Source organism: Armatimonadia bacterium (genome assembly GCA_039679385.1).
In the GTDB taxonomy this organism is placed as follows: domain Bacteria; phylum Armatimonadota; class Zipacnadia; order Zipacnadales; family JABUFB01; genus JAJFTQ01.
The window spans coordinates 1-11,563 of the sequence record JBDKVB010000123.1 but is presented as its reverse complement, the minus strand read 5'-3'; the positions used below and the strand labels follow the sequence as shown (position 1 = coordinate 11,563).

10 protein-coding genes are annotated in these 11,563 nt (G+C 65.4%); 3 read left to right on the top strand and 7 right to left on the bottom strand.

Annotated elements, in window-relative coordinates; all coding sequences use genetic code 11:
• Window positions 1-130 precede the first annotated feature (130 nt).
• From ABFE16_13880 to ABFE16_13870, 3 genes are all read right to left on the bottom strand, one after another.
• Window positions 131-793, bottom strand: a complete 663-nt coding sequence (locus tag ABFE16_13880) for a hypothetical protein (protein MEN6346384.1) — start codon at window positions 791-793, stop codon at window positions 131-133.
• Window positions 794-869: 76 nt separating this feature from the next.
• Window positions 870-1,139: a hypothetical protein gene (locus tag ABFE16_13875; protein ID MEN6346383.1), complete on the bottom strand. Its 270-nt coding sequence runs from the start codon at window positions 1,137-1,139 to the stop codon at window positions 870-872.
• A gap of 193 nt (window positions 1,140-1,332) precedes the next feature.
• Window positions 1,333-4,596 (bottom strand): hypothetical protein, encoded by a 3,264-nt coding sequence (locus tag ABFE16_13870; protein MEN6346382.1) that lies wholly within the window; start codon window positions 4,594-4,596, stop codon window positions 1,333-1,335.
• Between the two features lie 385 nt (window positions 4,597-4,981).
• On the opposite strand from ABFE16_13870, the gene ABFE16_13865 reads away from it, so the two are divergent.
• Both ABFE16_13865 and ABFE16_13860 read left to right on the top strand, forming a co-directional pair.
• Entirely contained in the window at window positions 4,982-5,590 is a 609-nt protein-coding gene (locus tag ABFE16_13865; GenBank protein MEN6346381.1) for a sigma-70 family RNA polymerase sigma factor, read from the top strand.
• Complete coding sequence (locus ABFE16_13860; protein MEN6346380.1) at window positions 5,550-6,644, top strand: DUF4349 domain-containing protein; 1,095 nt, start codon at window positions 5,550-5,552, stop codon at window positions 6,642-6,644. Before ABFE16_13865 ends, ABFE16_13860 begins: the two co-directional genes overlap by 41 nt.
• Window positions 6,645-6,766: 122 nt before the next feature.
• On the opposite strand, the gene ABFE16_13855 is transcribed toward ABFE16_13860, so the two are convergent.
• The 3 genes from ABFE16_13855 to ABFE16_13845 form a co-directional block, all read right to left on the bottom strand.
• Window positions 6,767-7,939, bottom strand: coding sequence for a hypothetical protein (locus ABFE16_13855; protein MEN6346379.1), 1,173 nt, complete (start codon window positions 7,937-7,939; stop codon window positions 6,767-6,769).
• Between the two features lie 144 nt (window positions 7,940-8,083).
• Window positions 8,084-8,233, bottom strand: coding sequence for a hypothetical protein (locus ABFE16_13850; GenBank protein MEN6346378.1), 150 nt, complete (start codon window positions 8,231-8,233; stop codon window positions 8,084-8,086).
• 403 nt (window positions 8,234-8,636) lie between these two features.
• Window positions 8,637-9,332 carry a hypothetical protein gene (locus ABFE16_13845; GenBank protein ID MEN6346377.1) on the bottom strand — a complete coding sequence of 232 codons (696 nt, stop codon included), beginning with the start codon at window positions 9,330-9,332 and terminating at the stop codon, window positions 8,637-8,639.
• 620 nt (window positions 9,333-9,952) lie between these two features.
• On the opposite strand from ABFE16_13845, the gene ABFE16_13840 reads away from it, so the two are divergent.
• Window positions 9,953-10,114 carry a Flp family type IVb pilin gene (locus ABFE16_13840; protein MEN6346376.1) on the top strand — a complete coding sequence of 54 codons (162 nt, stop codon included), beginning with the start codon at window positions 9,953-9,955 and terminating at the stop codon, window positions 10,112-10,114.
• 219 nt (window positions 10,115-10,333) lie between these two features.
• On the opposite strand, the gene ABFE16_13835 is transcribed toward ABFE16_13840, so the two are convergent.
• Window positions 10,334-11,473 (bottom strand): META domain-containing protein, encoded by a 1,140-nt coding sequence (locus ABFE16_13835; GenBank protein MEN6346375.1) that lies wholly within the window; start codon window positions 11,471-11,473, stop codon window positions 10,334-10,336.
• Window positions 11,474-11,563 lie beyond the last annotated feature (90 nt).

The following is an 11,563-nucleotide window of genomic DNA, read 5'->3' as shown; positions in this document are numbered from 1 at the left end:
GTGCCGGACTCCGGTCCGGTGAGCTTCGAGGGGCGCTACGTGAAGATGGATTGGTGTGTGCGAGTGCGCGTGGACATCCCGATCTGGGTGGACAATCGTCTGACGCTGCCCTTCCTAGTCACTCCGCGTGTCAGCTCAGAGCGCGAGTGAGCGCCGACTCGGCACGACGCACATCTTCCGGGGAGACGGGGTGCCCACTACCAACCTCCTCGCCCAACTCGTAGGCAAGCTGCAGACACCGCAGCGGGTTGCCGCGACCTGCTGCGAGCAGCCGCCTTGCCGCGGCCTCGGGCAGCCAGTCGTCAAGGTGCCAGCCGGCCTGCCGGAGGCGTGTCTGGAGCAACGCCCGCAATTCCTCTATCCGCCGCAGGGGGCGAAGCCGCACCTCAAGACAGGTCAGTCCCGCACGACGCACCTGGGCCGCCAGAGACCGGTGCGTTCCCAGAACCAGGCGTCCGCCGGACTCCCGCAGGTGCCTGAGCAGTTCCCCGAGTTCACCCCGAGAGAGACGGTCGGCTTCATCGAGAAGGACCAGCACGCCGGGCTCGACACCGGGTAGCTCGACAGTGTCGACGGCCGGGAGGCACGCATACTGCGTCCTGACGCCCGTGGCCTCGAGTTCGCGCTGGAGCAGTCGCAGCAGCGTGGTCTTGCCCATACCCTCGCCGCCGAGAACCTGCAGGCAATCACCCTCGCCCTTCAGGAAGCGCAGGGCCTCGGGCGGCCACAGGTAGGGGTCCGCGAAGGCCTCCGGCTCCAGCGGCTCAAAGGGATTTGGGCCTGACGGCGGCATGGCGCTCACTTCGCTCCTGATTGCGCGGGACGCAGGATGAACACGCGCACACCGAAGGGCTTGCAGAGCGGCTTCGTCAGGAGAGACCGCGACGCTCGGCCAGATCGAGGAGCGCTTTGAGTGCCCGGCGAGTGATGTTGTCGTCGAGAGCCGTGCCGTTGCAGCGACCCTCTTCGAGCATGGCGATCAGGTCGAGGGGGGCAATCTCCAGTTCCGTCGGTTCGCCCTCTTCGGCCGCCATCTTCAGCTCACAGAGGCTGCGCCGACGACTGTAGGTGATGTAGAAGAAACGAATCCCATCCGTCTGTGGGGGATGAGCGTAGACAATGCGTCCCGGGTGAGCCATGGTCTCCCGTCCAGGGTCCTCAGCCGGCACTGACGGGGCAGGGCTCTGCGGGACGAACTGCAGAGCACCTTTGTACCCCGAAGGCCGTAGTTTCGGGCGCGGCAGTAACGATTGTGTACTTTACGTTGTCATCGATGAACCGTCAAGACTTGAAGGTCTGCTTGTTCAAGTCTCCCGGCATGGCACGGCGTCACTACCGCAGAATCTCGTAGTAGTAGGTCGCGTACCGCCCATCAAGGCTGAAGGTGTTGCCCTGGCGCTGGACCTCCTGCTTCGTCGGGACGCCGTAGAGGTCGACGACGCGCACCGAGGTGATGGGGCCTCCCTTGAGCGTCACCGTGGCCTGCACGGGCTCAAGCATCAGCACCGGCTCACCGGTTTTGAGCAGCTCGGTCCCGTCCTGGTTGTACTCAGCGCCCTTCTGCTGGTCGCGGGCCAGGGCGGTGATCAGGATGTGGCCGGACTCCGCGAGGGGCTTGTCGTCCAGCGGCGTGAACAACAGGCTCACGAAGGGCGTCTTGATCTGCACCTTGACGCCGGGCAGGTCGTACTCAGCGCCCCCGGCGAAGCCGACGACTGCCTGGGTCTTCGGCGTCCGTAGTGTCACGACTCGCTTGCCGTAGTCCCAGGTCAGCTCTCCGGTAGCGCTGCGCACGATCCGGGCGGTCTTGTCCCAGTAGCGGCTCCCGTCCACGGCGAAGGAGGGCTCCTGACCGTCGGCGACCTTCGCCGTCACCCGACCAATCGCAAGCACCTCCTGCGGTGTCGCGAGGTTGCCCTGCAGGGCCTTGGCGTCATAGCCGCCGCCGGTGAAGTCCTGACTCAAGGCGTCGATGCCCTGGAACACGTCGCCGAGTTTGAGCCTCCGCGCGGCAACCAGAGGCCCTTCGGTGATGTGACCCTTGTAGAGCGCGAAGGCCAGGGCGGGGAACTGGCCGAGGTAGTGAGGGGTCTCGGTGACGTAGGACCGAAGGTCGGGCCAGCCTGCGCCCATGCGCGGACGCGTACCGGCGAAGTGGCAGGAGATGTCCATGCCCTGCAGGCCCATCATGTAGAAGGCCATGAGCGGAGCGCACTCGGCCTTCCACTGGTTAGGCGGCATCTGGGTCCACTCGGTCATGCAGAAGGGCTTGTCCTCGATCTGGTAGAGCCCGCTGGCGAGAATCCCCGAACCCGGCTGGGCCAGGTGTGTGCCGTTGTCCACCTTCCCGGGAGCGATGGAGTGGCGCCCTGCGCCGCCACCGAAGTAGTTGTGGCGGTCGATCATGTCCATCGCATCATCGCACCACAGGTTCGCCGGGTCGGCTGCCGGGCCGCCGGCGCGCCAGGCTGTGGTGACGGTCAGACCCTTGTAGCCCAGTCCGCGCAGCATGCTCTCGCGGCGTTCGTAGTAGGCCCGCTGGGTCTCGGCGAGGAATCGGATGAAGTCCCCCATGCGCTTGCGCTCGGCCGTCGCGACCACCTTGTTGCGCTCCGGACCGGCGGCCGCCATCTCCCAGGCCCCGTAGATCGACATCGCCGGGTTGCTGACGGAGTCGCCGGGCTTCATGCCGGTTCCCCAGGCGGCCTTCAGTTTGGCATCATCCCCGTAGCGCTTCTGCAGCCACTCCATCCACAGGCGCTTGAGCAAGGCGCTGTGACGAGGCAGCTTACTTGGCGTGGAGGCCAGGTCGTTCAGCGGTGCGTGCCAGAAGATGCAGTCCTCGTTGTGTACCTCCAGGACGGCGACGGCCGGGTCGTCGATGTAGCGCAGCCCGGTGTAGGGGTTCTTGTGCAGCAGGAAGGCCTTGAGCCACTCCTCCTCGGCCTGCTGTAGGGCCGGGACGAAGTTGACCATCCCTGAGCTGCTGCGACCCTTTCCGAGCGCCGGAAGCTCCTCGTACAGCTCCGTCGGACAGCCGTCGTCGGGCGTGATCTCATGCGGGTAGAAGCAGGAGAGGGTGCTGTAGATGCCCTGGCTCTTGAGGGTGGCGAACCAGCGGTCCCACTGGTCGAGGCGCTTGGGATCCAAATCCCGCTTACCTGTCACCGGGTCCTTCACGAGCACGCCGATGGTGGCCTCCAGGGTGTGCGTCCGGAGCATGTTGAGGCCATACTTGGCGTACAGGCGTGCCTGCTGCCCCTGGAGTTGCGGTGTGCGGGCCATCGTGGCGCACAGTCCCCAGAGCTTGACGGGCGTGCCCTGCTGCTCGAAGACGAGGTCCTTGCCCCGGCGCTGGAGGAAGCCGTATCGCCCTGCAGGCTTGTGCAGGAGACTGCTCAGGTCGATGATGGACTGATCCGAGTAGCTGTCGTCATCGGGCGTGAAGGCGAACCACTCCTCCGGCGCAGGCACTCGTGTCGGGGTCGGTGCTTTGGGTCTCTCGACGCCTGAGGGCGCCCAGGGGAAGTTGACGAAGCACAGGCAGTCGATGCCGCCACTGTTCTTGAGGTCGCCGAAGAGCACGATCTTGATGTTGTGAGGCCCCGTCGTCAGCTTGACCGTGCCGAGCTTGAACCAAGCCATGAATCGGTGGTCGAGGGCCTCGACCAGGTTGATGCGGTCCCGCGGATCGGCGGTCATGTCCAGCGTGGTGAGGGGACCGTTGTCGAGGCTGTAGGCGAGAGCTGACCGCGTTGGGTTGCAGCGCAGCCACCAGGTGTAGTCGCCGGCCTCGTCGATTGTGAACTGCCACTGCGCGCCGCCCGGGGAGTCGGCATAGTTCGAGAGCCAGTCGCCACCGGAGAGCAGTTCCCGCCGAACGCCGCTGTACCAACTGTTCTTGACGAAGCTGCTGGCCACGGCGTCCTCGCCCTCGATCCACACGAAGGAGCCCAGACCGGAAAGGACCCTCGGTGCTGCGACCCGGGGAGCGGCCGGTCGAGCAGGCTGCCCGGTCGCCGTGGGTGCGGGCTCCGGCGGTCGCAGGGCAGCCAGCGGCTCGCTCGCCCCGGCAGGTTTCCCCCGACCCGTGGGCACCCAGGCGTAGTTGACCAAGCACAGGCAGTCGATGCCTCCGTGGTGGCGTTCCTGCGAGGTGAAGGTGAAGCGCAAGGAGTGCTCGCCTGTGGGCAGAGCCAGTGGCCCGACCTTGAACCAGGCCAGGGCGCGAATGTCGGGCGTAGCAGAGATCAGGACCCGACCGCGTGGATCGCTGGCAAGGTCGAGGGCGGCTGCAGGAGCGCCGTCGAGCGAGTACTCCAGGGAGGTGTTGATGGGGTTACAGCGCACCCAGAGAGTGTAGTCGCCGCCGGTCTTCACCGGGAAGCGATACTCCGCCCAGGCCTCGGGGTCGTTGCTGTAGTTGGAGATCCACTCCCCGCCGGAGAGGAGCTCCTTGTTGACGCTGCTGTACCAGCCGTGCTTGAAGACCTTGGAGCGAGTGGGGGTCTCGCCCTCAATCCAGATCGCTTCCTGTGCGAGGGCGGTTGCCGCGAGGAGACACAGACCGAGACAGACCATCCGCGTGGAGTTCATCCCTGACACCTCCAGAGCCCGTGGGTGGTTGTGTTACAGTAAACCTTCGCCGTGCAGACGCTCCTCCCTCCTGACTCATACCCTCTGGAGAAAGGCTTTAGCCACTCGTTACAGGGCAGGACGGACCCTTCCAGTAGCGAACAGGAGGAAGGGAGAGCCGTGGAAGCATGCAGCGGGTTAGCTGCGCTTCACGATAGTCGCTCCGAAAACCACCAACGTTTCGGTGCGCGTGGACCACTTAGCTACTGACGCGCGTTGCCAGGTTGGAAGCCGGACGTCAGAGAACCGCACCGGAGGCCGGGAGGCTCGGGCTCCGGGCAGGTCCAGGGAGGTCGCCATGACCAGGTCCAGTCACCAGCGGCCCTTGAGGAGGGGATGATCGCGGATGAACCTCTTCGGAAGGGTGGAACCGGCAAGTCGGGTGCGGCGGCTCAAGCAGCGCGAGCGATCCGCCTGGGACCGCCTTGTCACTGAGCAGAACCGACGAGTGTATAACCTGCACCTTCGGGCAACCGCCGATCCAGAAGCAGCCGCCGACCTCACGCAGGAGACCTTCGTGGCCGCCTACGAGAGCATAGATCGCTTCGAGGAACGGTCAACGGTCGAGACGTGGCTGTATGGTGTGGCTCTGAACTGCCAGCGAGACTGGCGACGCCGGCAGGGACGACAGGAAGTGGTCGGCGAGATTGAGGACGATCTCCCTGCAGCCGACCCGACGGTGGAGGAGTTGGCCTTGCTGCGTCAGAGGGCGGATGTGATCTGCGAGGCAGTGGGTCGGCTCCCAGAGCCCTACCGTCGCACGGTTGCGCTCCGGTACTTCGCCGGAGTGTCTGCGGTGGAGATCGCCGAGGCGGAAGGTGTGGAGGCGGGTACGATTCGGTGGCGGCTGTACAAGGCCATCAAGAAGCTGTGGGTCATGCTTCAGCCGTCCCTGGGAAAGGAGGCGCAGGAGGATGGAACAGGAGAAGAGGGACAACTCAGAGTCGCCCCTTGACGAGGTAATGGAGAACCTCCCAACGGAGAATCCACCGGCGGATCTTGCGCAGCGGTGCGTCCGTGCCCTGCGTGACGCCGAGAAGCGAACAGCGCCAAGCACCTGGGGTCACCAGCTCTCCCGCTATGCAAGCGTCGCCGCCGGGCTGCTGTTGGTGGTCGTGGTCTCGGGCGTGGGGATGAGCATGCTGACCCAGACGGGGGTATTCGCGAAGGCGGGTCTCAAAGCCGGTACCCACGCGGGCATGGATGCGGCCGAAGCACCTGAGGCGCCGTCGCCTGCAGTGAAAAAGCCCCTGAGTCCGGTCTCGCGGGCGTGGGGCACTGCAGCGGGCCCGGCCGGCGTACCGCCGGTGAGTGGGCGCCGGGCCGATGGTGTGGTCCTGTCCGAGGAAGGATACCAAGAAGAAGGGGTGCCTGCACGGCCCTGGCGCGATACCTCAGGTGAGCGTCAGCAGATGATCAGTCGACAGATGTGGATCGAGACCGAGAAGGTCGAGGATGCCTTCGACCGGGCACGGGCCCTGATCCAGAAGGCCGGCGGGTTCATCGCGAATGAGAGCCTCACTGTGCAAGACTCCGGGCGTAGCGAGGGACACCTGACGGCCAGGGTGCCGGTAGACCAGATCGACGGTGTGGTGGCGCAGTTGCGGGAGCTCGGTCACGTGGTGCAACTGAAGGGCCAGACCGAGGACCGAACTGAGGAGTACTACAACCGAGGCGCGGGGATCCGGGATCTAGGCGCCAGCGAGGACGAGCTCGTTGCGAAGTACGAGAAGGAGACCGATCCCGCGAAGCGACGGGAGCTGTATCAGCAGATCCTGGACCTGCGCCAGAACAACCAGGCCCAGAAGGGACGGCTGGAGGGACTGAGCAGGGACACTCACCTTGCGGTCCTCGACCTCACGATCACGGAGACCGCCGGGCCGGGTGCCTTCCTGCAGCGTGTGCTCGAGAACTCCGGACGCGCCTTCGGCTGGATCCTGGCGACGGCGATCTTCTGGGTGCCGGTGGTGCTGCTACTGTGGTGGCTCCGCAGGCGTAAGCCGATCTAGTCAGTGGGAAGTCTGGACAGGCCGAACATGCAAAGGGGCCTGGCGATGCGAGGGTGCGAGATCACCCCGTCGCCAGGCCCCAGCGTTTCCGTGGCCTTGCGGGCCAAGGCCTTAGCCTGTCTCTACCCTCGTGGCGTGATCACGAACAGATCGGCCTTGCAGTCCTTCCAGGGCCCGTAGCCGGGGAGGGACTCGGCGACCAGGAAGCGATTCCCGTGGCAATCGAGATACCGATGGTGGAAGTCGCCGGCGGTGAGGCCGGTCCGCGATCCGGTGGCGATGTTCACGACGGCCAGTTGCTGGGCATCTCGCCAGTACTGGTTCGACTGCGCCGCGGGTGGCTTGACCGGCTGGCTGTTGGTGTAGACGATCCGCCGGTTGTCGAGCCACTCGAAGTTGCTGACGTGCCCGGCCTCCGGGGCAAGACGCTGGCGTACCGACCCATCCGGGGTGAGCAGTCGCAGGTGCTGGTACTTGGGCTCAGAGGTCTCGCTATCGCCCTCCTCGGACAGACGATAGCGCGCCACGTAGGCGATGTGGCTTGCGTCCGGCGAGAAGCGGGGTTGGCTGGCTGCGGTCTTGTCATCTGAGGTGAGCAGCGTCACGCGGTGCGTCGACAGGCGGCACAGGGCTACCGAGCGGGGCCAGTAGGGCGCACCGCAGGCGCAGTCGCCGGGGTTCGGTCGGTAGGCCTCGCCCAGAGCCCAGAGACCGTCGCGCGAGAGGCTTGTCCAGTCATAGTAGGTGCCGTTGCGATCTCTTGGCAGGTCGGCCGGAGCGCGGAAGAACTGGCTGCGGCTGAGGTAATGGGCGATCAGGCTCTGGGTGGCGGGGTCAAGGCTCAGCTTCGCGTCGGCGGAGAACCAGTTGCCGGAGCGCTCGACCCGCGTCTTCCAGCCATCGGCGATGCGCACGAGGGTCCCTGCGGCCTTGTCGGGGTCATTCCACTCCACCACCAGCAACCACCTGCCGCTCTCCAGCCAGTGGACTACGGGATAGCGCTGAATAAGCCGCACGGAGCCTCGCGAGGGCTCACGACCGGGCTCGATGCGGAGTAGGTCACGGCTCTGGCCCTTTTCCCACAGGCACACGCTGATCTCGGTAACGGGGCCGGGGCTGCCCGGAGGGCCCTCGCCGACGGTCTGGTGCCGCAGGTACAGGATGCTGTTGCCATCGGGTGAGAACCAGCCGGCTTCACAGCAACGGCCTGAGGTGAGGCGAACCACGTCTGTCGAGGAAGCGGCGGCAACGAGGGTGAGGCCGAGAACAAGGACAACCACGAGGCGACCTGTCACGATGATCCCTCCACCTTCCGACCGCAATCATGAGGACCCGTGCGTGTCTGTTCGGCGTGCACAACGGGAGTCCTGCCCTCCAGGGCACTGGCAGGGCTTCCTCTCCTTCGCGAGGGTCTTCCGGGCGACGCCCTTCGTCGACGTCTATCCACGCGGCGTGATCACGAAGAGGTCGGCTTCGAGGTCTGCCCAGGTGGCACCGTAGCCGGGGAGGCACTCAGCGACCAGGAATCGGTTCCCGTGGCAGTCGAGGAAGCGATGGTGGAAGCTGCAGTGTGAGTGCCACCCAGGCACGGACGGCTTCTAGGTACTCCTGTGCTGCGTGGATGGGGTGGACGGCCCGAGCGGCGTGCGACTGCGACTTCTTGGTGACATCGGCCGGGCACGGGCCGAACTGGGCTGGTGGTCGGAGGCCGGCAGCTAGCCGCGTGGCTACCGCTCATGGGGGGCGAGACCACGCTGCATCCCTCTTGCCACGCCGATCCCGCCCGGCGAGGTCCACTGCTTCAGGTCCGGCGAGCAGGGCCTGCGGTTCCTATGCCCGGTGCCGCTGCGGCAGGTGACGAGGGGGCACTGAGGCGAGGGCGTGGCGATGGTGGCCCCGCTATGGTCGGCCACCGACGGCCTGCCTCACCGAAGCCGAGGGCCGCCTCAGTCTTGCGGGCGGCCCTCTGTACATCCCACTATGCGTCAGGGCCTACGCCCTCCGCTTGCGTCTCAGCAGGCCGACCACGACCACGAAGAGCCCATTGCAGGCCAACAGGGCCCAGGAGGAGGGTTCGGGGACGGCACTCGGGCCTTCGGTCAGCCTGAAGCTGTCGAAACCAGCACGCTCGTCTGCCACGACATTCCAGTCCAGGAAGACAACCACGTTGTCCACATCCGCCAAGAAGTCCAACCACGCCGCTTCACTGGGTGGTGCCGGATGTGCGGCGTCAGGCGTCATCTGGTCCCAGTTGAGGGTAGCCGAGAAGCTGTGCCAGACGTTCTGCGGACTCGGCTCCCCCGTGGGGACCAGATCCCGGATGTACGACACGGGAATCGTGGGATCGAGATCGTAGAACAACACCCAGCCTGTCTCAGGGTAGTTCGGCGTGTAGTTGTCGAGGGTCATCATGTCGAAGCTGACGGTCCCACGGTTGTAGGCCCGCAAGTCGCCGTGGTACTGGTTGGAGGCCGCGAACCCCGACAAGCCATCGACAGTGTCTTGGAACACGAGATAGCCGCCCGGATGCCCCCCGGTGTCCACATGGGTCATACTTGACCGGACAGTCGTCCAGCCTTCCGCATCGGTCGTGAAGTTGCTCTGGATCGCCGCCCACACGGGCGGTCCAGTCCCTATGAAGAGCAGAGCGGCGATCACGCCTATGGTTCGCCATCGCAACCCAACCATCTCTCTCATCCTCCCATCTGTGAGTCTGTTTGGGTCGAGCCCTTGACGCGTTGCATCCCCCAGTCTGCTCGCCTCCTTGTCCGAGCCCCGTTGCGGGGTACTCTCGCCGGGAATGTGAAAAGCCGCCCCCGGCAGCCTAATCACGCTGCTCAGGGACGGCCCAAGAGATGTGGCGGTGATGTCAGATTGCGGTGCTGTCAGCGACCAAGAGCAGTCCTCTTGGGCCCGTCGGCCACCGGAAGCGACCTCTGGAATGGTCCCCCAAAATGGCGGAACGCGTTCCCCCAATAGCCCCCAGCATTGTAGAGGTTCGTCCCATCGAGGCGGCATCCTGCTCGTGTGATAAGCAATCCTCGAACTTTTTTTGTGGCGGTCCACCGGCAGGCCTGTGGGCTCGGATCACCGTGGTGCCTCGAAGTCCAGACCCTGCCTCATCGAACGGGTGATCTGCTCGCCGCACCCCCCGACCCACTCGCACCTCGTTGAGACGCACTTGCGTCGTCGTGGGATGAACGCCTAAGGGTCGGCCATCATACTCCGGGCAATGCACCAGACAGACAGCCCGGCTCACTGACCGGCCTCGGCCGCGACGCACCGGGCACGCCGCGAGGGAGATTGCCATGTCCAATACGCTGTGGGTAGATGAGGCCGGCCTGACGACGGTGGAGTACGCCCTGTTGCTCGCCCTGGTGGCCATCGCCGCCATCGCGGCGTGGACCACGCTCGGGCAGCGGACCAGCGTCACGGTCTCGTCCGCGACTTCGCATCTGCCGACCAGTTGAGCCGCCTCCGGGTCGTCCCGCCGCCGGCAAGGAGGGTGAGGCTGAGCGCAAGGGCAATCACAAGGATAACCACGAGGCGACCTGTCACGATGATCCCTCCGCAGTCTGACCGCGATCATGAGGACCAGCCCCTGTATATTCGATGCATAAAGTAATAGTCCTGCCGTCTTTAGTGATGGCAGGACTATCCTTTGTGACGAGTTGCGGCTCTCAAGGAGGCTACTCGGGATACACGCGCACGGTAGCTTCCGGTCCACGGGTTCCGTCAGCGCGGACCTCGAACACACGGATCATGTAGCGGATCTCGCGGTCGGAGGCGCCGCCCACACTCGGCGTGGCAACCCGGAAGGAGAACTCGCCTGTGTCCCTGGTGCGGTGGCGGATTCCGGGTACGGAGCCAACCAGCGTGCTGCCCTTATAGTAGGTGTCGGTGATGACCGCGATGACGGCGGGCCGACCGTCGCCCGTGTGCCCGGCGATCTGAACCGACCGGCCCACACGGTCGCCCTGGTTCGGGCTGGTGAGCACAGGCGCAACGGGTGGCGTCTCAACCGGCTCCGTGCCGGGCTTCTGTGAGAGGAGAGAGAAGCGCAGCAGAACGCGTCCGACGGCGTCAGTGAGCCTGAGGTCAGAGGGGCCGACCCGCACGCCCTGGGCCTTGTTCAGCAGGCTCAGGTAGGCCGCCTCCTGCTTCATGAGCGCCGGGTCGCCGGCACGCTTGGTCGCGACGACGCGGGAGATGGTAAGTTCGGAGTCCCGGTACACGTAGACGCCTGAGTACTGGTTGACGCCTGCGGAGCCGCCGACCCTGTCCTCCTCGAAAGCGAGGGTGACCTGACTGTCGGCCAGAGGGGTCTGACTGTCATAGGAGGTGAGTACCCAGGTGCGTCCCTCCACCAGGCTCTTGAGGGTCACCGGCTGCTTCCCGAAGACGGCGACCACTTTGCCCGTCGCGTCGGCGAGTTCGAGCGTGGTGGCGCTGACCCGGAAGGTCGCGGCCAGGGAGAGCGCGTGCACGTAGGTCGATTCCTGGATCATCAGCGGACCGGGGCCTGCCATCTTGGTCATCCCCAGATCGCTGGTCGCGATCTTGTTGCCGTCGAGCTTGTAGGAGCCAAAGTACTGGTTGATGCCGCCGTTCCCGCCGAGGCGCCCGTCTGTGAGACGCAGCGTGACACCGCTGTCGGGGATGATCGGCGTGCCCTGGCAGACACTTAGGTACCAGTCGACGCCCTCGACGGGTGCCGGTGCTGGTGCGACAGGCGCTGCCAGAGCGGAAAAGACACACATCAACACGGCGGCCATGGTAGCCACCAGGACCATGCAGGGATTGAGGCAAGTGGACTGTCTGTGGTTCATCGTTACCCTCCTGAGATCGTCCTGTGGTCGGACGGCGGTTCTGCAGCCTGCAGAAACACAACGTGCCGGACCAGTGTCTTTGACGGCCAG